Annotated in this window: 17 protein-coding genes; 9 read left to right on the top strand and 8 right to left on the bottom strand. The window is 60.4% G+C overall.

The window, feature by feature from the left end; genetic code table 11:
* The first annotated feature begins 2 nt into the window (after nucleotides 1-2).
* The 9 genes from murD to lpxC all read left to right on the top strand — a co-directional run bounded on the left by murD (nucleotide 3) and on the right by lpxC (nucleotide 10490).
* The gene (murD, locus tag C2E19_RS24415; RefSeq protein WP_129395432.1) at nucleotides 3-1349 is read left to right on the top strand and encodes a UDP-N-acetylmuramoyl-L-alanine--D-glutamate ligase; all 1347 of its coding nucleotides are present in this window, start codon (nucleotides 3-5) and stop codon (nucleotides 1347-1349) included.
* Nucleotides 1346-2563 carry a putative lipid II flippase FtsW gene (gene ftsW / locus C2E19_RS24410; protein ID WP_007916996.1) on the top strand — a complete coding sequence of 406 codons (1218 nt, stop codon included), beginning with the start codon at nucleotides 1346-1348 and terminating at the stop codon, nucleotides 2561-2563. Before murD ends, ftsW begins: the two co-directional genes overlap by 4 nt.
* Nucleotides 2553-3623 carry an undecaprenyldiphospho-muramoylpentapeptide beta-N-acetylglucosaminyltransferase gene (gene murG, locus C2E19_RS24405; RefSeq protein ID WP_129395431.1) on the top strand — a complete coding sequence of 357 codons (1071 nt, stop codon included), beginning with the start codon at nucleotides 2553-2555 and terminating at the stop codon, nucleotides 3621-3623. Before ftsW ends, murG begins: the two co-directional genes overlap by 11 nt.
* Nucleotides 3616-5076: a UDP-N-acetylmuramate--L-alanine ligase gene (murC, locus tag C2E19_RS24400; RefSeq protein WP_129395430.1), complete on the top strand. Its 1461-nt coding sequence runs from the start codon at nucleotides 3616-3618 to the stop codon at nucleotides 5074-5076. The genes murG and murC overlap by 8 nt, the downstream gene beginning before the upstream one ends.
* The gene (locus C2E19_RS24395) at nucleotides 5073-6047 is read left to right on the top strand and encodes a D-alanine--D-alanine ligase (protein WP_129395429.1); all 975 of its coding nucleotides are present in this window, start codon (nucleotides 5073-5075) and stop codon (nucleotides 6045-6047) included. The genes murC and C2E19_RS24395 overlap by 4 nt, the downstream gene beginning before the upstream one ends.
* A 4-nt stretch (nucleotides 6048-6051) precedes the next feature.
* Nucleotides 6052-6918 carry a cell division protein FtsQ/DivIB gene (locus C2E19_RS24390; protein WP_007916989.1) on the top strand — a complete coding sequence of 289 codons (867 nt, stop codon included), beginning with the start codon at nucleotides 6052-6054 and terminating at the stop codon, nucleotides 6916-6918.
* A gap of 15 nt (nucleotides 6919-6933) precedes the next feature.
* Nucleotides 6934-8193, top strand: coding sequence for a cell division protein FtsA (gene ftsA, locus C2E19_RS24385; RefSeq protein WP_053123630.1), 1260 nt, complete (start codon nucleotides 6934-6936; stop codon nucleotides 8191-8193).
* A 76-nt stretch (nucleotides 8194-8269) separates the two neighbouring features.
* Nucleotides 8270-9466, top strand: a complete 1197-nt coding sequence (gene ftsZ, locus C2E19_RS24380; protein WP_129395428.1) for a cell division protein FtsZ — start codon at nucleotides 8270-8272, stop codon at nucleotides 9464-9466.
* 112 nt (nucleotides 9467-9578) lie between these two features.
* A complete protein-coding gene (gene lpxC, locus C2E19_RS24375; RefSeq protein ID WP_008082763.1) occupies nucleotides 9579-10490 on the top strand; it encodes a UDP-3-O-acyl-N-acetylglucosamine deacetylase in 912 nt (303 codons plus the stop codon).
* A 179-nt stretch (nucleotides 10491-10669) separates the two neighbouring features.
* Here lpxC and C2E19_RS24365 read toward each other — a convergent pair whose 3' ends face one another.
* The 8 genes from C2E19_RS24365 to C2E19_RS24330 form a co-directional block, all read right to left on the bottom strand.
* Nucleotides 10670-12178 carry a sensor domain-containing diguanylate cyclase gene (locus C2E19_RS24365; protein WP_129395427.1) on the bottom strand — a complete coding sequence of 503 codons (1509 nt, stop codon included), beginning with the start codon at nucleotides 12176-12178 and terminating at the stop codon, nucleotides 10670-10672.
* A gap of 119 nt (nucleotides 12179-12297) precedes the next feature.
* Nucleotides 12298-13614, bottom strand: coding sequence for an OprD family porin (locus tag C2E19_RS24360; protein ID WP_129395426.1), 1317 nt, complete (start codon nucleotides 13612-13614; stop codon nucleotides 12298-12300).
* A gap of 197 nt (nucleotides 13615-13811) precedes the next feature.
* Nucleotides 13812-14033, bottom strand: coding sequence for a hypothetical protein (locus tag C2E19_RS24355; RefSeq protein WP_129395425.1), 222 nt, complete (start codon nucleotides 14031-14033; stop codon nucleotides 13812-13814).
* 231 nt (nucleotides 14034-14264) lie between these two features.
* Nucleotides 14265-15427, bottom strand: a protein-coding gene (locus tag C2E19_RS24350; RefSeq protein WP_129388083.1) for an IS3 family transposase whose coding sequence is annotated in 2 segments (ribosomal slippage) — nucleotides 14265-15172 and nucleotides 15172-15427 — 1164 coding nt in all. Because the reading frame shifts where the segments join, the coding sequence is not laid out codon by codon here.
* A 149-nt stretch (nucleotides 15428-15576) separates the two neighbouring features.
* Nucleotides 15577-16941 (bottom strand): heavy metal sensor histidine kinase, encoded by a 1365-nt coding sequence (locus C2E19_RS24345; protein ID WP_129395424.1) that lies wholly within the window; start codon nucleotides 16939-16941, stop codon nucleotides 15577-15579.
* Complete coding sequence (locus tag C2E19_RS24340; protein ID WP_007916978.1) at nucleotides 16931-17608, bottom strand: heavy metal response regulator transcription factor; 678 nt, start codon at nucleotides 17606-17608, stop codon at nucleotides 16931-16933. The genes C2E19_RS24345 and C2E19_RS24340 overlap by 11 nt, the downstream gene beginning before the upstream one ends.
* An 8-nt stretch (nucleotides 17609-17616) precedes the next feature.
* Complete coding sequence (locus C2E19_RS24335) at nucleotides 17617-20718, bottom strand: multidrug efflux RND transporter permease subunit (protein WP_129395423.1); 3102 nt, start codon at nucleotides 20716-20718, stop codon at nucleotides 17617-17619.
* On the bottom strand, nucleotides 20715-21875 hold the full coding sequence (locus C2E19_RS24330; RefSeq protein WP_129395422.1) for an efflux RND transporter periplasmic adaptor subunit: 1161 nt from the start codon (nucleotides 21873-21875) through the stop codon (nucleotides 20715-20717). Before C2E19_RS24330 ends, C2E19_RS24335 begins: the two co-directional genes overlap by 4 nt.
* Between the last annotated feature and the right edge of the window lie 202 nt (nucleotides 21876-22077).

The following is a 22077-nucleotide window of genomic DNA, read 5'->3' as shown; positions in this document are numbered from 1 at the left end:
GAGTGTCTCTGATCGCTTCTGACCACTTCCGCATCGTTGTCGGCCTCGGCAAGAGCGGCATGTCCCTGGTTCGCTTCCTGGCGAACCGGGGCACGTCGTTTGCCGTGGCGGACACGCGGGAAAATCCACCGGAACTGGCCACGCTCAAGCGTGACTATCCGCACGTGGAAGTGCGTTGTGGCGAGCTGGACGTCGAATTCCTCTGCCGTGCCGATGAGCTCTACGTGAGCCCCGGCCTGGCGCTGGCGACCCCGGCCCTGCAAGCCGCTGCGGCCCGTGGCGTGAAACTGTCCGGCGACATCGAACTGTTCGCGCGTAACGCGCAGGCGCCGATCGTGGCCATCAGCGGTTCCAACGCGAAAAGCACCGTCACCACCCTGGTCGGCGAGATGGCGGCTGCGGCCGGCAAACGTGTCGCTGTCGGCGGCAATCTCGGCACCCCGGCGCTGGATCTGCTCAGCGACGACGTCGAGCTGTACGTGATGGAATTGTCGAGTTTCCAGCTGGAAACCACCGACCAGCTCAACGCCGAAGTGGCGACCGTGCTGAACATCAGCGAAGACCACATGGATCGCTACAGCGGTCTGCCGGCGTACCACTTGGCCAAGCACCGGATCTTCCGTGGCGCCAGGCAGTTTGTGGTCAACCGTCAGGACGCACTGAGCCGTCCGTTGATCGGCGAGGGCCAGCCGTGCTGGACCTTCGGCCTGACCAAACCGGATTTCAAGGCCTTCGGTATTCGCGAAGAAGACGGCGAGAAGTACCTTGCCTTCGAATTCCAGAACCTGCTGCCGGTGCGTGAATTGAAGATTCGCGGCGCACACAATCAGTCCAACGCCCTCGCGGCGCTGGCGCTCGGTCACGCTGTGGGCCTGCCGTTCGACGCCATGCTCGCGGCACTGCGCACCTTCGCCGGCCTCGAACATCGCTGCCAGTGGGTACGTGATCTCGACGGCGTGGCTTACTACAACGATTCGAAAGCGACCAACGTTGGCGCTGCACTGGCGGCCATCGAAGGCCTCGGTGCGGACATCGACGGCAAGGTCATCCTGATCGCCGGTGGTGATGGCAAGGGTGCCGAGTTCAATGATCTGCGTGATCCGGTGGCGGCCAACTGCCGCGCCGTGATCCTGATGGGCCGTGACTCCGACAAGATCGGCGAAGCGCTTGGTGATGCCGTGCCATTGATCCGCGCGACGTCGCTGGTCGACGCCGTCGCGCAATGCCGCGCCGCCGCCCAGCCGGGTGACGTGGTGCTGCTGTCGCCGGCCTGCGCCAGTTTCGACATGTTCAAAAATTACGAAGACCGTGGTCACCAGTTCGTCCGCGCTGTGGAGGAACTGGCATGAGCCTGCGCAATATCATCAAACCGTATCCGTCGCCGATCATCACCGGGCGCGGTATCGACCTCGATTTCCCGATGCTCGCCGGTTGCCTGGCGCTGCTCGGTCTCGGTTTGATCATGATCGCCTCGGCGTCCACTGAAGTGGCCGCCGCGCAGTCGGGCAGTCCGCTGTATTACATGATTCGCCACCTTATTTATGTGGTGCTGGGCCTGGGCGCGTGCATCGTCACCATGATGATTCCGATCGCCACCTGGCAGCGCCTCGGCTGGTTGATGCTGATCGGTGCGTTCGGTTTGCTGGTGATGGTGATCATCCCCGGCATCGGTCGCGAAGTGAACGGTTCGATGCGCTGGATCGGTTTCAGCTTCTTCAACGTGCAGCCATCAGAGATCGCCAAGGTATTCGTGGTGATCTACCTCGCCGGTTATCTGGTGCGGCGGCAGAAAGAAGTGCGCGAGAGCTGGATGGGCTTCTTCAAGCCGTTCATCGTGCTGCTGCCGATGGCCGGCCTGTTGCTGATGGAGCCGGACTTCGGTGCCACCGTGGTAATGATGGGGGCTGCGGCGGCGATGCTGTTCCTTGGCGGGGTCGGGCTGTTCCGTTTCTCGCTGATGGTGGTGTTGGCGGTCGGCGCCGTGGTGCTGTTGATTCAGATGCAGCCGTATCGAATGGCGCGTCTGACCAACTTCGCTGACCCGTGGGCTGACCAGTTCGGCGCCGGCTATCAGCTGTCGCAAGCCTTGATCGCCTTCGGTCGTGGTGAATGGCTGGGCGTGGGCCTGGGCAACAGCGTGCAGAAGCAGTTCTACCTGCCGGAAGCGCACACCGACTTCGTGTTCTCGGTACTGGCTGAAGAACTCGGCGCAGTCGGTTCGCTGTGCACCGTCGCGCTGTTCGTGTTCGTGTGTATTCGCGGCATGTACATCGGCCTGTGGGCGGAGAAAGCCAAGCAGTTCTTCGCTGCGTACGTGGCTTACGGTCTGTCGTTCCTGTGGATTGGTCAGTTCCTGATCAACATCGGGGTGAACGTCGGCCTGCTGCCAACCAAGGGACTGACCTTGCCGTTCCTCAGTTACGGTGGCAGTTCGTTGGTGATCTGCTGTGCCTGCCTCGGCTTGTTATTGAGGATCGAGTGGGAGAGTCGAACCCACCTGGGCAGTGAAGAGATGGAATTCCATGAGAGCGACTTCGCTGAGGAGCCGAATCATGGGCGCTAACGTATTGATCATGGCCGGCGGCACCGGCGGCCACGTGTTCCCGGCGCTGGCTTGTGCTCGCGAGTTTCAGGCCCGCGGCTACAGCGTGCACTGGCTCGGCACGCCACGCGGAATCGAGAACGAACTGGTCCCGGCCGCTGGGCTGGAACTGCACCGCATCAACGCTACCGGCCTGCGCGGCAAGGGCAAGCTGTCGCTGCTCAAGGCGCCGTTCATGTTGCTGAAATCGGTCTGGCAGGCGCGGGCGATCATTCGTCGCTTGAAGCCAGTGTGCGCGGTTGGCTTCGGTGGTTATGTGACTGGCCCCGGTGGCCTCGCCGCGAAACTGGCCGGCGTGCCGGTGATCGTTCACGAGCAGAACGCCGTGGCCGGCACCGCCAATCGGTTGCTGGTGCCGTTCGCCGCCCGAGTGTGTGAAGCGTTCCCCGACACCTTTACTCTGTCGGACACCCGCCGTACCACCGGAAACCCGGTGCGCAGCGAGCTGTTCCTCGAAACACCGCGACCTGCCCTGGCCGGTCGCAAAGCGCGTTTGCTGATCCTTGGCGGAAGCCTGGGCGCAGAACCGTTGAACAAATTGCTGCCTGAAGCCCTGGCCCAAGTCGCTGCCGATTTGCGCCCGGAAGTGTTTCATCAGGCCGGCAAAAACCACGATGAAGTGACTGCAGAGCGCTACCGCGCCGCCGGCGTCGATGCGCAGGTGCAGCCGTTCATCAAAGACATGGCCCAGGCCTATGGCTGGGCTGACCTGGTGGTGTGCCGCGCAGGCGCGTTGACCATCAGTGAGCTGGCTGCTGCCGGTCTGCCCTCGATGCTGGTGCCTTTGCCCCACGCGATCGACGATCACCAGACCCGCAACGCCGATTATTTGGCCCGCGAAGGCGCTGCCTTCCTGATGCCGCAAAGAACGACTGGTGCCGCGGACCTTGCCGCGCGCCTGACAGAGGTCTTGATGCAACCGCAACGACTCGAAGAAATGGCCCAAGCGGCCCGCCGTCTGGCGAAACCCGATGCCACCCGTAGCGTGGTCGATACCTGTCTGGAGGTGGCCCATGGTTGAGAATCAGAAAGCCATGCCGCAACCGGAAATGCGCCGCATCCGTCGCATCCACTTCGTCGGTATCGGCGGCGTGGGCATGTGCGGTATTGCCGAAGTGTTGTTGAACCTGGGCTATGAAGTGTCCGGTTCCGACCTGAAAGCTTCGCCGGTGACCGAGCGTCTTGAATCGTTCGGCGCGCACATCTTCATCGGCCACCGTGCCGAGAACGCCGCGACCGCCGATGTATTGGTGGTGTCGAGCGCTGTGAACACCTCCAACCCGGAAGTCGCGACCGCCCTTGAGCGTCGTATCCCGGTGGTGCCGCGTGCTGAAATGCTCGCCGAGCTGATGCGCTATCGCCACGGCATCGCCGTCGCCGGTACGCACGGCAAAACCACCACCACCAGCCTGATCGCTTCGGTGTTCGCCGCCGGTGGCCTGGATCCGACATTCGTCATTGGTGGCCGTCTGAATGCCGCAGGCACCAATGCCCAGCTCGGCACCAGCCGTTACCTGATCGCCGAAGCCGATGAAAGCGATGCGAGCTTCCTGCACCTGCAACCGTTGGTGGCCGTGGTCACCAACATCGACGCCGACCACATGGCGACCTACGACGGTGACTTCAACAAACTGAAGAAAACCTTCGTCGAGTTCCTGCACAACCTGCCGTTCTACGGTTTGGCGGTGATGTGCCTGGACGATCCGGTGGTGCGCGAAATCCTGCCGCTGGTGAAACGTCCGACCGTGACCTACGGCTTCAGCGAAGACGCTGACGTGCGCGCGATCAATGTTCGCCAGCAAGGCATGCAGACCTTCTTCACCGTGCTGCGTCCTGACCGCGAGCCGCTGGATGTTTCCGTGAACATGCCGGGCAACCACAACGTGCTCAACTCGCTGGCGACCATTTGCATCGCCACCGACGAGGGCGTCAGCGATGAAGCCATCGTTCAGGGCCTGTCGGGTTTCCAGGGTGTCGGCCGGCGCTTCCAGGTCTACGGCGAACTGCCGGTAGACGGCGGCCACGTGATGCTGGTCGACGACTATGGTCACCACCCGACCGAAGTCGCCGCAGTGATCAAAGCCGTGCGCGGTGGTTGGCCGGAGCGCCGTCTGGTGATGGTCTACCAGCCGCACCGTTACAGCCGCACCCGCGATCTGTACGACGACTTCGTCAATGTATTGGCCGATGCCAACGTGCTGCTGCTGATGGAAGTCTATCCGGCCGGCGAAGAGCCGATCCCCGGTGCTGACAGCCGCAAGTTGTGCAACAGCATCCGCCAGCGCGGTCAGCTCGACCCGATCTACATTGAGCGTGGCGTCGATCTGGCGCCGCTGGTCAAGCCGCTGCTGCGTGCCGGCGACATCCTGCTGTGCCAGGGAGCCGGTGATATCGGCGGTCTCGCGCCGAAGCTGTTGAAAAGTGAATTGTTCGCTGGCGCCGTGGCGGCGTCGGTCGAGGGGAAGTTGAAATGACTGCTGCCTACGCCAAGCTGTTTTCCACTATCGCGCCGAAAGACTTCGGCCGCGTCGCCGTGCTCTTTGGCGGTCTGAGTGCCGAGCGTGAGGTTTCGCTGAAATCCGGTAACGCCGTGCTCGACGCACTGCAAAGCGCTGGCGTGGACGCGTTCGGCATCGACGTTGGCGACGACATTTTGCAACGTCTGCTCAGCGAAAAGATCGACCGCGCCTTCATCATTCTCCACGGTCGTGGCGGTGAAGACGGCAGCATGCAGGGCCTGCTCGAAGTGGCGGGCATTCCGTACACCGGCAGCGGCATCCTCGCCTCGGCATTGGCGATGGACAAGCTGCGCACCAAGCAGGTCTGGCACAGCCTCGGGATTCCGACGCCGCGTCACGCCGTGCTGTGCAGCGAAGCCGATTGTATTTCGGCGGCGACGGAACTGGGCTTCCCTTTGATCGTCAAACCGGCGCATGAAGGTTCAAGTATCGGGATGGCCAAAGTGAGTTCTGCGTCCGAGTTGATCGACGCATGGAAAGCGGCCAGTACCTACGATTCGCAAGTCTTGGTTGAGCAATGGATTCAAGGTCCGGAGTTCACCATCGCCACCCTGCGTGACCAGGTGTTGCCTCCTATCGCCCTGGGTACACCGCACACGTTCTACGACTACGACGCCAAGTACATCGCCAACGATACCCAGTACCGCATTCCGTGCGGGCTGGATGCCGCCAAGGAAAAGGAACTCATGGATCTCACGGCCAAGGCCAGTGAGGCGCTGGGTATTGCCGGTTGGGGCAGGGCGGACGTGATGCAGGACGCCGACGGGCAGTTCTGGTTTCTCGAAGTGAATACGGCACCGGGCATGACCGATCACAGCCTGGTACCGATGGCGGCGCGCGCTGCCGGTCTGGATTTCCAGCAACTGGTGTTGGCCATTCTGGCCGCCAGTGTTGAAGGCGCGGTAACCCAAGAGGCGCGAGGTTAAGACCATGCAAGGCGCTCAGCTCCGACATCAGCCTCCCGCACCCGGCCGCAAGCCGGTGCCACGGGGTGCCAGCCGTATGGTGGCGAAAGAGCCGATGTCCGCGCGCCTGCCGAAAGCCAATTTCAGCTTTCTGAAAAGCTTGTTCTGGCCGGTGCTGTTGGTCGTGCTGGGCTTTGGTACGTACGAAGGTGCAACGCGTTTGCTGCCGTACGCCGACCGGCCGATCACCAAGATCGCCGTGCAGGGTGACCTGAGCTACATCAGCCAGCAAGCAGTGCAGCAACGGATCGCTCCGTACGTAGCGTCGAGTTTCTTCACCATCGACCTTGCCGGCATGCGCACCGAGCTTGAGCAGATGCCATGGATCGCCCACGCCGAAGTACGTCGGGTGTGGCCGGACCAGGTGGTGATCCGCCTCGAAGAGCAACTGCCGGTGGCGCGTTGGGGCGACGAGTCGTTGCTCAACAACCAGGGCCAGGCGTTTACGCCCAAGGAATTGGCGAACTACGAACACCTGCCACAGCTGTTCGGTCCACAACGGGCCCAGCAGCAAGTGATGCAGCAGTATCAGGTGCTGAGCCAGATGCTGCGGCCGTTGGGCTTCTCGATTGCGCGCCTGGAATTGCGTGAACGCGGCAGCTGGTTCCTGACCACCGGTGCCGGCAGCTCCGGCCCCGGCATCGAGTTGCTGCTGGGACGCGGCAACCTGGTGGAAAAGATGCGCCGCTTCATTGCCATCTATGACAAGACGCTTAAAGACCAGATTACGAACATTGCGCGCATCGATCTGCGCTACGCCAACGGCCTCGCTGTTGGCTGGCGGGAACCTGTAGCGCCGACGACAGCCCAACCCGCTGTCGCAAAGAATTAAGAAGAGGCAGGACCCATGGCAAACGTGCAAAGCGGCAAAATGATCGTCGGTCTCGATATCGGCACCTCCAAAGTGGTGGCGCTGGTCGGCGAGGTCTCCGACGACGGCACGCTGGAAATCGTCGGGATCGGTACCCATCCGTCCCGTGGCCTGAAGAAGGGCGTGGTGGTCAACATCGAATCCACCGTGCAATCGATCCAGCGCGCGATCGAAGAAGCCCAATTGATGGCGGGCTGCCGCATTCACTCGGCGTTCGTCGGCGTGGCGGGCAATCACATCCGCAGCCTGAACTCCCACGGCATCGTTGCGATCCGTGATCGCGAAGTCAGCTCGGCCGACCTTGAGCGCGTGCTCGACGCCGCCCAGGCCGTGGCGATCCCGGCTGACCAGCGCGTGCTGCATACCCTGCCGCAGGACTACGTGATCGATAACCAGGAAGGTGTTCGCGAACCTCTGGGCATGTCCGGCGTACGTCTGGAAGCCAAGGTTCACGTGGTCACCTGCGCCGTCAACGCCGCGCAGAACATTGAAAAATGCGTGCGCCGCTGCGGTCTGGAAATCGACGACATCATTCTCGAGCAACTGGCCTCGGCCTACTCGGTGCTGACCGACGACGAGAAAGAGCTGGGCGTGTGCCTGGTCGACATCGGCGGCGGTACTACCGACATCGCGATCTTCACCGAAGGCGCGATCCGTCACACCGCGGTGATCCCGATTGCCGGTGATCAGGTGACCAACGACATCGCCATGGCGTTGCGCACCCCGACCCAGTACGCCGAAGAAATCAAGATCCGCTACGCCTGCGCCTTGGCCAAGCTGGCCGGTGCCGGTGAAACCATCAAGGTGCCAAGCGTCGGCGACCGTCCACCGCGCGAACTGTCGCGCCAGGCCTTGGCCGAAGTGGTCGAGCCGCGTTACGACGAACTGTTCACGCTGATTCAGGCCGAGCTGCGTCGCAGTGGCTACGAAGACCTGATCCCGGCCGGCATCGTCCTCACCGGTGGTACTTCGAAGATGGAAGGCGCTACTGAACTGGCCGAAGAAATCTTCCACATGCCGGTTCGTCTGGGCGTGCCGCACGGCGTCAAAGGTCTGGATGACGTGGTGCGCAACCCGATTTATTCCACTGGCGTTGGCTTGTTGATGTACGGCCTGCAAAAGCAGTCCGACGGGATCTCGTTCTCGGGCATCGGCAGCCGCGACAGCTACAGCAACGAAGAGCCACAGGCGCCGTTGCTGGACCGATTGAAGAAGTGGGTTCAAGGCAACTTCTAACGCTTTACCGCAACACCGCAACACCGCAACAAAAATGCAGTAGGCGAAAAAACTAGAGAATGTAAGGAGAGGGAAAATGTTCGAACTCGTAGACAACATCCCCGCAAGCCCGGTAATCAAAGTTATCGGTGTCGGCGGTGGCGGCGGCAACGCTGTCAACCACATGGTCAAGAGCAACATCGAAGGCGTGGAATTCATCTGCGCCAACACTGATGCTCAAGCGCTGAAAAACATCGGCGCGCGCACCATTCTGCAACTGGGTACCGGTGTGACCAAAGGTCTGGGCGCCGGCGCCAACCCTGAAGTAGGTCGTCAGGCCGCTCTCGAAGACCGTGAGCGCATTGCCGAAGTCCTGCAGGGCACCAACATGGTGTTCATCACCACCGGCATGGGCGGCGGCACCGGTACTGGTGCTGCGCCGATCATCGCCGAAGTGGCCAAGGAAATGGGCATTCTGACCGTTGCCGTGGTAACGCGTCCGTTCCCGTTCGAAGGCCGCAAGCGTATGCAGATCGCCGACGAAGGCATTCGCATGCTCTCCGAAAGCGTCGACTCGTTGATCACCATTCCGAACGAGAAGCTGCTGACCATCCTCGGTAAAGACGCAAGCCTGCTGTCGGCTTTCGCCAAGGCTGACGATGTACTGGCCGGTGCCGTTCGCGGTATCTCCGATATCATCAAGCGTCCGGGCATGATCAACGTCGACTTCGCCGACGTGCGTACCGTGATGAGCGAAATGGGCATGGCGATGATGGGCACTGGCTGCGCCAGCGGTCCGAACCGTGCACGTGAAGCCACTGAAGCGGCCATCCGCAATCCGTTGCTGGAAGACGTCAACCTGCAAGGCGCACGCGGCATCCTGGTGAACATCACCGCCGGTCCTGACCTGTCCCTGGGTGAGTACTCCGACGTGGGTAGCATCATCGAAGCCTTCGCTTCCGAGCACGCCATGGTCAAGGTCGGTACCGTTATCGATCCGGACATGCGCGACGAACTGCACGTAACCGTGGTTGCCACCGGTCTGGGCGCGAAAATCGAGAAGCCTGTAAAGGTCATCGACAACACCGTTCACACCTCCATGGCGGCCTCCCAGGTACAACAATCGGCTCCGGCCCGTCAGGAAGCGCCAGCGGTGAACTACCGTGATCTGGACCGTCCGACCGTCATGCGCAACCAGGCTCAGGCCGGTGCTGCGGCTGCCGCGAAGATGAATCCGCAAGATGATCTGGACTACCTGGACATCCCGGCATTCCTGCGTCGTCAGGCCGATTGATGGAATGTATCAGGGCTATGAAGGTGATTGGTGTTCAGCAAAGGCATGGTCTGCTATCATCGCCAGCCTTTGTTGATACCAGTTCGCAATTTGCGCTGAAGCGGCCCAAGCCATGATTAAACAACGCACACTGAAAAATATTATCCGTGCCACAGGTGTAGGCCTGCACTCCGGTGAGAAGGTCTATCTGACCCTCAAGCCTGCGCCTGTCGACACTGGCATTGTGTTTTGTCGCGCTGACCTCGACCCTGTGGTGCAGATCCCTGCCCGCGCGGAAAACGTCGGTGAAACCACTATGTCGACGACGCTGATTAACGGCGACGTCAAAGTGGACACGGTAGAGCACTTGCTCTCGGCCATGGCTGGCCTGGGCATCGATAACGCCTACGTCGAGCTCTCCGCGTCCGAAGTCCCGATCATGGATGGCAGCGCTGGACCCTTCGTATTCCTGATTCAATCGGCAGGCCTGGAAGAACAGGACGCCGCCAAGAAATTCATCCGCATCCTGCGTGAAGTGACAGTGGAAGACGGCGACAAGCGCGCCACTTTCGTCCCTTTCGAAGGGTTCAAGGTGAGCTTCGAGATCGATTTCGATCACCCGGTATTCCGGGACCGCACCCAAAGTGCAAGCGTGGATTTTTCCAGCACTTCGTTCGTAAAAGAAGTCAGCCGCGCGCGTACCTTTGGTTTCATGAGTGATATCGAGTACCTGCGCAAGCACAACCTCGCACTCGGCGGCAGCGTTGAAAACGCAATCGTGGTCGATGCCGATGGCGTACTGAACGAAGACGGTCTTCGCTATGAAGACGAATTCGTGAAGCACAAGATCCTCGATGCAATTGGCGACCTGTACCTGCTGGGTAACAGCCTGATTGGTGAGTTCAAAGGCTTCAAGTCCGGTCATGCACTGAACAACCAGCTGTTGCGCAAGTTGATTGAGCAAACAGATGCTTGGGAAGTGGTGACGTTCGATGACGCCAGCACCGCACCAATCTCTTACATGCGCCCGGTTGCGGCGGTGTAAGTAAAAAACCTCTCTAGTTTTTTGAAGGCCATCCCCGGATGGCCTTTTTTTATGCCTGTTGTTTTTGTGTTGTCTGATCCGGCGCCTTCGCGAGCAAGCCCGCTCCCACAGGGGGAATGCATTTCAAATGTGGGAGCGGGCTTGCTCGCGAAGAGGCCATCACCTCCACCGCAGAGCGATCAGGCAGCCACCACCACTCGATTGCGCCCACCTTCCTTGGCCTGATACAACGCCTTGTCCGCCGCAAACAGTAACTGCTCCAGCGTCATTTCACTCGTCGCCACCCAGGTAGCAATGCCGATACTCACGGTCATCGGCCGCTCGGCCTCGTCGACCAACGGCAATTGCTGCACAGCCTCACGAATATGCTCGGCAATCAGCTGCGCGCCATGGCTGTCGGTCTCGGCCAGAATCACTGAAAACTCTTCGCCACCATAACGCGCGACCAGATCCGCCGGTCGCCGTACATTCGCCGAAATGACCTTGGCCAACTCCCGCAGCGCCTGATCCCCGGCCTGATGCCCATGCCGGTCATTGAACGCCTTGAAGTGGTCGGCATCGATCATCATCACTGACATCGGCTGGCCCGAACGCTGCGCGCGAAACCACTCGTGGCGCAGCGATTGATCAAGCATCCGACGATTGGCGACACCGGTCAGTGCATCGGTCGCGGCCAGTTGCGCCAGTTCGTGCTCGGCGCGCTGACGGCGGCGCAATTCGCGGGCGAGCAGCCAGGTCAGCCACAGCAAACCAATGCACAACACGCCGGTAGCGCCGCTGATCAGGATTGCTGTACGGCGCCAGGTGGCGAACACCTCATCGCTGGACAGCGCAACCATCACCGTCAGCGGCAAATTGCCGACCCGCGAATAGGTATAGAGACGCTGCTGCTGATCCATGCTCGAAGTACTGGTGAAACTGCCGTTGCCGTCCTTGTCGCGCAGGATTCGTATGACGTTGGGCCGGTTGCCGAAGCTCTTGCCGATGGAATCGCTTTGCAGATAAGGCTTCTGCGCCAGCAGCACGCCGTCGTTATCGATGATGTTCAGCGTGCTGCCTTTGCCGATGTCGAGGCTGTTGAACAACTGATCGAAGTAGTCGAGTTTCATCGACGCCACGGCCACCCCGGTGAATTCGCCGGTGTCCGAGGAAATACGCCGGCTAAAACTGATTCGCCACTGATTGGCTTCATCACAATCGCAACGGGTCTTGAACGGACGGCTGATGAACATGCCGATGTCGCGGTTGAAGGCGTGGGCGAGGAAGTAGTCGCGGTCGGCGAAATTGCCCGGTTTCGCTTCGATCCGTGAAGAGTCGGCGACCACGTCTCCGTGCTTGTCGAGCAAGAGGATGTCGCCCTTGAAGCGCGCCGTGGTGGAACGGTCGAACAGCGCCAGATGGCGTATCTGCGGCGAGACGTTTTGCAGGTCATCGCGCTGGGCGGCGGCGATCAGGCCTTGCAGGGTCAGGTCGTACAGCTCGACGGTGCGCAGTACGTCGGCATCAATCAGTTGAGCAATGGTGGTGGCGCTGCGGGTGGCCGATTCCCGAGCGTTGGCGTGCTCGCGGATCAGCAGGAAAGTGACGATGCATAAAATCGCGATCACGGTCAGTGAACTGCCGCAGATCAGCAGCAGTTCGGGGCGTCCGGTCTTGCCCGCAACGGGTGGGGTACGGCTCGCGATCATGATTGGGCGTCGGTTGGGAGGATCTTATAAGCGTAGGAGCTGCCGGAGGCTGCGATCTTTGATCTTGTTTTTAAAATCAAGATCAAAGATCGCAGCCTCCGGCAGCTCCTACGTTGATCTTAGAAGACGTTGATCGGGTAGTCGATGATTACGCGGTATTCATCGGTGTCTGTATCAATCGCACCATAGCCATTGCCGCCACGGTTGGTCGCCCATTGCAGGCGTACCGCAAGATCTTTGGCCTGGCCGCTTTGCACGACATATTTGAGATCCAGATCGCGTTCCCAATGCTTGGCGTTGCGACCTTCAGCGCTGTACCAGTTGGCGTAACCCTTGCTGTCCGGGTCAACCTTGGTCAGGTCCACCGTGCCGCGCGAGTACGACACCGCCGAGGTCAGACCCGGCACGCCGACACCGGCAAAGTCATAGGCGTACTTGAGCTTCCACGAGCGTTCGTTCGGGCCGTTGAAGTCCGAGTATTGCTGCGAGTTGTCGAGGTAAACGCTGTCGCCCTGACTGATGTAGTCGAACGGCGTATTGCCGTTGACCCGTTGATACGCGGCTGTGACGCTGTGGCTACCGACGCCGACGGTGAAATGCAGGCTATAGGTGTTGTTGTCGATGTCGCCGAGCAGCGCATCGCCGGTGTCTTGCGTGTGATAGAAGTGCAGGCCCGGGTTGAGGCTGACCAGATCGTTCAACTGCCAGGTGTAGTCGAGGTCGTAGTAGTACTGGTTCCAGATGTCCTTGAGCTCGGAGGCATAAAGACTGCTGGTCAGGCCTTCGACACCGCTCCAGGCGACACCGGCCCAGTTCAGGTGTTGGCTCTCGTCGCCATCGGCCAGCGTGCCGTAGGACGTGCCGATACGTTTGTGACCGCTCTGGTTGTACGGCTTGGTGAAACTGGCCTGGCCACCTTCGATCAGCCAGCCGTCGAAGCTGTGATTGGTCAGGCTGACGCCGCGAAAAGTCTGCGGCAGCATGCGACTGTCACCGCCGGCAATCACCGGATTGGTGAGGAACAGATCACCGGCCTTCAATTCGGTATCGAATGCGCGCATTTTCAGCGTGCCACCGGCTGTTGAGAAAGCCCCCGGTGCTTTGCCGCCATTCTCTCGGACCGGCAGAATGCTTGAGCCGTCCGTGCCGCCACCGCCGTCGAGTTTCAGCCCGAGCATGGCGTGGGCATCGATACCGAAGCCGACCGTACCTTCGGTGTAACCCGACTTGAAGATGCCGAGAAAGCCCTGGCCCCACTCGATGTTGTCGTCCGCTTTCTGCAAGCGGTTGCGATTCATGTAGTAGTTGCGGGCGTTGAGGTTGAGGCTCGAGCCTGCGACGAAGCCTTCTTTGGCGGGTTCGTCGGCGTGGGCGGCGGGGGCAATCGTTGCGGCAATTGCAATGAACAGCGGGGTGAAACGGACTGGGTAACGCACGTGCGATGGAGCTCCTTGGGTCAACTGGCGCCTCTATATTTTGAGGCGCTCGATGTTTCTTGTTGTTACAGACGAACCAAACGGCTTTCAGACCACAACGAAAAAAGGCCGCTGAAAGGCAGCGGCCTGGAATGACGACGGTTGAACGGGAAGAGCCAAACAACCGCGTCGAGGGAAACGTTGGCGCGGAGCGCGACTCAGCTGTCTTTCTCGGATGCTTGAGCCTGGGAAGTTGCTGCCTGCGGGGCTTGCGTGGCGTCTTGCGCCTTGGCCATCACTTCGGCCTGATGCTGATCGAATGCCTGAGCGCGAGCGACATTTTGCGCCACGAACGACTGCGATTCTTCAGCCATCGCCATCGGCGACAGGATCAATGAGGACAAAACGAAAGCGCTGGCAATACCCATACTGTTGGACATCTGGAAAACCTTCTCGCTTGGCGAGTGCTGTTTGGTGCGGGCAAAGATAAGGTTGCCGGGCGTTGGGAAACAGCGTGATTTTCATAAATAACTGTTGCGCAGGAGGTAAAAGTCGAATATTGCGGTGCAGCCAAGAGCAACCCCCTCACCCCAGCCCTCTCCCCCAAGGGGGGCGAGGGGGAAAGGGAGCCGATCGGGGGCTTTTCAAAGCTTGAGTTCGACTTGTAGTGGTCAACTAATCCCGGACACGACGTTAAGTTTTTCTTCTGCCCGCGCTGGCGCCAACCCACCGTTGAATTGATGGGGTCGAATCCAGTTGTAGCGATGCATCAAGAATTGGCTGATATCACGCTGGGCTTCTTGAGCCGTTCTGTAGCCCGTGGTCGGTATCCATTCTGTTTTCAAGCTGCGGAACACGCGCTCCATCGGCGCGTTGTCCCAGCAATTTCCCCGCCGGCTCATGCTCTGGCGCATGCGATAACGCCACAGCCGCTGGCGAAAGAGTCGGCTTGCATATTGCGATCCCTGGTCCGAGTGGAATAGCAGATCCGAAGGCCTGCCACGCTGCTCATAAGCCATATCCAGCGCCTTGATCACCAGCTCAGCGTCCGGCTTTTCCGACAACGCCCAGCCCACGATCCGGCGTGTGCAAAGATCCAGCACGACAGCCAGGTAATGCCACTTTCCTTGCGCCCAAATGTAGGTGATGTCGCCGCACCACACTTGGTTGGGTGCCGGAACATCGAACTCCCGATTCAAGATGTTCGGGATATCCAACCGTTCAACTGTCGCTCGTTTATAGGCATGTGATCCGGGCTGTTTGCTTACTAAATCAAGCTCGCGCATCAGGCTGCGCACTTTGAATCGACCGAGCTGCTCACCGTCGTCACGCATCAGCGACAGGATGCTGCGGCTGCCCGAAGCACTGCGACTTTGCGAGAACAGCTCGCTCACCCGGCTGCGCAATCGAAGCCGTTCGACATCAGGTGTTCGGCGCCTAAGGCGCTGGGCGTAGTAACACGAGCGAGTGACATCAAACACCTTGCACAGCCAATCAGTCGGCTCATGGACGCTCAGCTGATTGATCAGCGCGTACGCTCGTGATCTTCCGACATCAAGAGCGCGGTAGCCTTTTTTAATATCGATTTTTCCCGTTCAAGGCGGGCGATCCGGGCTTCCAGCTCCTGGATTTTCTGCTGTTCCGGGGTCAGCGCTTTGCTCTGTGGAGTGACGCCTTGGCGCTCCTGCTGAACCTGATCAACCCAGCGGCGCAGGGCCGACTCGCCGACGCCGAGTGAACGGCTGGCTTCGATGTAGCTGTAGTTTTGCTTGAGCACGAGGTCGGCAGCCTCGCGTTTGAATTCAGCGGAAAAGACACGACGTTGTTTGGTCATCTGACACCTCAATCTGGCGAGCATTCTCGCCTAAATGGGTGTCCGGTTTCATTAGACCACTACAACTCGAGCTTTCAGGTCGGCGTACTTCGAGAGAACAACTCGGTCAGTCCCCTCTCCCCCGGGAGAGGGTTAGGGTGAGGGGCTTTTCAGACCGGTAAATAAATCCCGAACGTATTCATCCCGCGATTACTGCGCACAAACACATCCCCACCATGCATCAGCGCAATCGCTTTAACGATGGCCAGCCCCAAACCATGGTTATTCCCGCTGTTGCTACGCGACGCATCCACTCGATAAAAGCGCTCGAACAATCGCGGCAAATGCTCATTGGCAATCGGCGATCCGGGGTTGGCCACACCGATACTCACCTGATGTTCTTGCACCTCGATCCGCACCTCGATCACCTGACCCGCCCCGGTGTGCTGCACCGCGTTGCTGAGCAAATTGATCAACGCCCGGCGCAAATGCGCGACCTCAATCTGCACCTGCGCATCCCCGCTGACCTGCACCTGAACCTGCGCGTCTTCAAGGATGAAATCGAGATACTCCAGCGTCGTCGCCACTTCATCAGCCAGCGAAGTCGAGGTGAGTTTGGTCGCCTTGTTGCCCTGATCCGCACTGGCGAGAAACAGCATGTCATTGATGATCGAACGCAGCCGTTCCAGCTCCTCAAGATTGGATTGCAGCACTTCGAAATAATGTTCGGCAGAGCGCCCACGGGTCAGCGCCACTTGCGTTTGACCGATCAGATTGGTCAGCGGCGAGCGCAGCTCATGGGCGACGTCGGCGTTGAACGATTCCAGCCGCGAGTAAGCCTGCTCGACCCGCTCCAGCGTCGAATTGAACGAGTCGACAAACTGCTCCAGCTCCGGCGGCAGCGGCGACAAACGCAAGCGCCCGGCCCGAAGCGGCGGTGCCAGTCGTTGCGCTTCGTGGGACAGTTTGATCAGCGGCTTGAGGCCGATCCGCGCCACCCAATAACCCAGTGCCGAAGCCATCAACACACCGACAATCGCCAACCCGATCAGCGCGATCAGCAAGTTGTGCTGGGTCTCATGAAAGGTCTCGGTGTCGATGCCGATCATGAAGCGCAGCGGCGGACGCTGATCCTTGGCCGGCAACTCGGTCAACAGCACTTTCAGCGGATAAGCATGGTCGGCCACCTGCATGTCGTGCATGCCTGGCGGGCCTTGGGCGAACGCACGAATCGCCGCGTCAGGCTGACCGTATTCGTAACCCGGATCGCCACTGACCACCCAGAAACGAATGCGCTTGTCCTCTTCGCCGAGCAGCTTCAACTTGGCGTTGATCTTCAGCCAATGCTCCGGCGTGCCGAAGCGATTGAGCGCCGATTCGAGCACGCTGTAACGCGCATCCAGCTCGGCTTCCGGCAGCAACCCCAAACCTTTGTCGACCTGTTGATACAACGCCCCGCCGATCAACAGAAACACCAGCAGCGCCACCAGCGTGAACATGCCGCTCAAGCGCAGGGCAATCGAATTACTGGACACCACGGCTCTCCAGCACATAACCCATGCCGCGAATGGTGTGCAGCAGTTTTTCGTCGAACGGCCCGTCGAGCTTGGCGCGCAGGCGTTTGATCGCGACTTCGACGACATTGGCGTCACTGTCGAAATTGATGTCCCAGACCATCTCGGCGATGGCGGTTTTCGAGAGGATTTCACCTTGTCGGCGAGCCAGCACGCTAAGCAGCGAAAACTCTTTGGCGGTCAGATCCAGACGCGTGCCGGCGCGGGTGGCCTTGCGGCTGATCAAATCTATCCACAGGTCGGCGATGCTTACTTGCACCGGTTCATGGCCGCCACTGCGCCGGGTCAGGGCTTGCAGGCGCGCGACCAGTTCAAGGAACGAAAACGGTTTGCCGAGATAGTCGTCGGCACCGTCGCGCAGGCCTTTGATGCGGTCCTCAACGCGCTCGCGGGCGGTGAGCATGATCACCGGGGTCTGCTTGCGCGCACGCAATGCGCGCAGCACGCCGAAGCCATCGAGGCCCGGCAACATGACGTCGAGGACGATCACCGCGTAGTCGCTTTCCAGCGCCAGATGCAGACCCTCGACGCCGTCGCGGGCCAGATCCACGGTGTAACCCTGTTCCGTCAGACCGCGGTGCAGATAGTCCGCGGTTTTTTCCTCGTCTTCGATAATCAGAACGCGCATGACCCGCCTCAGTCTGTGGTCGCCAATGCCGGTGACGGCATAGGTTTGGGCCTGTGGAACAGCCGCTCAAGCCATAAGTATATGACCGGCGTGGTGAACAGCGTCAGCATCTGGCTGACCAGCAAGCCGCCGACCACCGCGATCCCCAGCGGCTGGCGCAGTTCGGCGCCGGTGCCGTAGCCGAGCATCAGCGGCAGTGCGCCGAGCAGGGCGGCGAGGGTGGTCATGATGATTGGCCGGAACCGCGTGATGCACGCCTCGAAAATCGCCTCCTGCGGCGACAGGCCTCGATGGCGCTGCGCCTCCAGGGCGAAGTCGATCATCAGGATGCCGTTCTTCTTGACGATACCGATCAGCAACACCAGGCCGATCAACGCCATGATCGAAAAGTCCTGGCCGCAGATCCACAGCATGATCACCGCGCCCAAGCCTGCCGCCGGCAACGTCGAAATGATCGTCAGCGGGTGCACGAAGCTTTCATAAAGCACGCCGAGAATGATGTACACCGCCACCAGCGCCGCGAGAATCAGCCACGGTTGACTGGCCAGCGAACTCTGGAACGCCTGCGCCGCACCCTGGAAGTTGCCGCTGATCGCCGTCGGCATGCCGATCTCGGCCTTGGCCTGATTGAGCAAAATCACCGCATCACCCAACGCGACGCCGGGCGCGAGGTTGAATGACAGGTTGGCGGCCGGGAACATGCCGTCGTGAGCAATCGACAATGGGCCAATGGTCGGCGCATCGAATTTGGCCAGTGCCGACAGTGGCACCATCTCGCCACTCAGCGGTGAGCGCAGGTAGAAATAGTTGAGGCTTTCGGCTTTGCCGCGTTGCTTGGTGTCCAGCTCCAGAATCACGTTGTACTGGTTGACCTGAGTCTGGAATTCATTGATCTGCCGTTGGCCGAAGGCATCGTACAGCGCCTCGTCGACATCGCTCGCGGTCAGGCCGAAACGTGCGGCGGCGCTGCGGTCGATGCTGATGTGGGTGATGCTGCCGCCCAGTTGCAGATCATTGGAAATATCGCGGAACGCCGGGTTGCTGCGCAGTTTTTCCGTGAGGCGTTGCGTCCAGGTGGCGAGGGTCGCGCCGTCGTTGCTCTTCAGTACGTATTGGTACTGCGCACGGCTCGGGCCGGAGCTGAGGTTGATGTCTTGGCCGGCGCGCAGATAGAGGACGATGCCGGGGACTTTCATCAGTTGTGGGCGGATGCGGTCGATGAACTGACTGGCGCTGACATCACGGTCGCCGCGTTTTTTCAGGGCAATCCAGAAGCGGCCGTTGGCGATGGTCTGGTTACTGCCGGAGACACCCACCGAGTGGGAAAACGCTTGCACGGCCGGATCGGCGGCGACGATTTCGGCCATCGCCAGGTGTTTTTTAACCATGTCGCCGTAGGAAATATCCGCCGCAGCTTCGGTGGTGCCGAGGACGAAACCGGTGTCCTGAATCGGGAAGAAACCTTTCGGGATAAAGATGTAACCGCCGATGGCCATCGCCAGCGACAAACCGAACACGCCAATCATCAATTTCTGATGGGCGAGGGCGCGACGCAGGCCTCGTTCGTACCAGCCGAGCAGGCGTTCGCTGAAACCCGGTTTGGCGTGGGCGTGATGCACCGGTTTGCGCATGAACAGCGCGGCTAGCGTCGGCGCGAGAGTCAGCGAGACCACCACGGAAATCATGATGGTCGAGGTCGCGGTCAGGGCGAATTCCTTGAACAGGCGCCCGACCACGCCGCCCATGAATAGCAGCGGAATAAACGCTGCCACTAGCGAGAAACTGATCGAGACCACGGTGAAACCGATCTCGCCTGCGCCTTTGATCGCGGCTTCGCGCATGTCGTCGCCGGCTTCCAGATGGCGGTGGATGTTTTCCACCACCACGATCGCATCGTCGACGACGAAGCCGACCGCGACAACGATCGCCACCAGCGTCAGGTTGTTCAGGCTGAAACCGAGGATGTACATCAGGGCGAAACTGGCGATCAACGACACGCCGAGTACCGCCGAGACAATCAGGGTCGCCGACAATTGGCGCAGGAACAGCGCCATTACCGCGACCACCAGCAGAATCGCGATCATCAGGGTGATTTCGACTTCGTGCAGCGAAGCGCGGATGGTCTGGGTGCGGTCGATCAGGGTTTTCACTTGCACCGAGGCTGGCAGCATCGCTTCGAGGCCGGGCAGGGCGGCTTGAATGCGGTCGACGGTTTCAACGATGTTGGCGCCGGGTTGGCGCGAGATCACCAGGTTCACACCGGGTTGATCGCCGGCCCACGCTTGCACGTAGGCATCTTCCGAACCGTTGACGACTTTGGCGACATCGCGCAGGTGAACCGGGGCGCCATCCTTGTAGGAAACGATGAGTTGGCTGTAGTCCTCAGGATGGAACAACTGGTCGTTGGTCGACAGCGTCGAGATGCTCGATTCGCCGTACAGCGCACCTTTGGCGAGGTTGAGGCTGGTCTGCTGGATCGCCAGCCGAATGTCGGCGAGGGTCAGGCCGATCGCCGCGAGTTTGTCGGCCGAGGCTTGCACACGGATAGCCGGACGTTGCTGACCGGTGATGTTGATTTGTCCTACGCCGTCGATCTGGCTGATCTGACGCGAGAGCAGGGTTTCCACCAGGTCGCTGAGTTCGGTGCCGGGCATTTGCGTCGAGCTGACGCTGAGGATCAGCACTGGGCTGTCGGCCGGGTTGACCTTCTTCCACGTTGGCAGCGTCGGCATGTCCTTGGGCAGTTTGCCGGCGGCGGTGTTGATCGCCGCCTGGACTTCTTGCGCGGCAGTGTCGATGCTTTTATCGAGGGTGAATTGCAGGGTCAACAGGCTTGAGCCCAAGGCACTGCTTGAGGTCATCTGGGTCATGCCGGGGATGGCGCTGAATTGCACCTCCAGCGGCGTGGCCACGGATGAAGCCATGGTGTCGGGGCTGGCGCCGGGCAACTGCGCCGAGACCTGAATCGTAGGAAATTCCGCTTCCGGCAGTGGAGCGATCGGCAAGCGCGGGAAGGCAATCAAACCGACCAGCACCAGCGCGATGGTCAGCAGGATTGTGGCGACCGGGTGATCGATGCACCACGTGGAGACGCCTTTGTGCGCCTTCATGGTTTCGGCTCCGCTTGCACCACCTGCGCCGGCTCGGTCATCACTTGCACGGTCGAGCCGGGTTTGAGCCGCGACTGGCCATCGGTGACCAGTACATCACCGGCCTTCACGCCTTTGATGATGTCCTCGCCACTGCCTTGGTAAACCATCTGCACTTGTACGGCTTCGACCTTGTCGCCGTTTACCCGGTAAACGAAGTGTTGGTCGAGGCCACGTTGTACGACGGTGGGCGGGACGACCAGGGCATCTTTGTCGAGGGCTGTCTGAATTTTTACCGTGACCAACAGCCCGGGCCAGAGCTTCTGGCTGGCGTTGTCGAACTCGGCCTTGGCGCGAATGGTGCCGGTGTTGGCGTTGATCTGGTTGTCGATCAGGGTGAGATGACCTTCGCCGAGCAGGTTACCGGTTTCGCCATCGGTGTCGGCGCCGATGTAGGCCTTGACCTGGGCGCGCTGCGGATCGCTGATCAGGCCTTGCAAGGTCGGCAGCATTTGCTGGGGCAAGGAAAACTCGACGGCGATCGGGTCGATCTGGGTGACCGTGAACAGGCCTGCGGTGTCGGTCATGCGCAGGAAGTTGCCTTCATCGACCGTACGAATACCGACGCGGCCGGTGACCGGAGAGCGGATCTGCGTGTAGGAAAGTTGTACCTGCGCCGCATCAATCGAGGCTTGGTTACCTTGGGCGGTGGCCTTCAGTTGGTTGACCAGGGCTTGTTGTTGGTCGTAGGTCTGTTTCGAGATGCCGTCGTCGACGGTGAGCAGTTTGTAGCGCTTGAGGTTGACCAGGGCGACTTGCAGTTGCGCCTGGCTTTCACCCAGTTGGGCGCGGGCCTGGTCGAGGCTGGCGCGGATGGAGCGGTCGTCGATCGTGGCCAGGAGGTCGCCTGCTTTGACCAGTTGGCCTTCTTTGACGAGGATTTTGGTGAGGATGCCGTCGATCTGTGGGCGCACAACCACGCTGTGTAATGAGAGTACGGAGCCGATGCCGCTGGTGTAGCGGGGGACGTCTTTTTCGCTGACGGCCACGACTCGCACGGGGATGGCGGTTGGGGTGGAGAGTTTGGTCGGGGCGGGTTTCAGGGCGTACCACAGACCTGCGCCTGCGAGGACGATTAATAGGGTAGCGAGCAGGGCTTTGTTCTTTTGGATTCGCATGCGGGGTGGGCGCCGGACGGAGTTTGGGCAGGGTTGGTGTCTTTATAAACTTGTTTGCGGGTCAGGAGGGTGACGGCTAGCTGTCGGCGCTGTCAGTTTCGCTGTGTACATATCCGTTGCTGCGGTAACGGCTGCTTAGGATTCCGCCCTGACGGCGGGTCTCCGCAAACCTGATCTGCAGGTCTACCGCGTCATCGTTCTT

It is taken from the genome of Pseudomonas sp. DTU12.3 (assembly GCF_004124275.1).
In the GTDB taxonomy this organism is placed as follows: Bacteria; Pseudomonadota; Gammaproteobacteria; order Pseudomonadales; family Pseudomonadaceae; genus Aquipseudomonas; species Aquipseudomonas helmanticensis.
The sequence above is the reverse complement of the archived record's forward strand: the minus strand, read 5'-3'. Positions and strand labels throughout refer to the sequence as shown.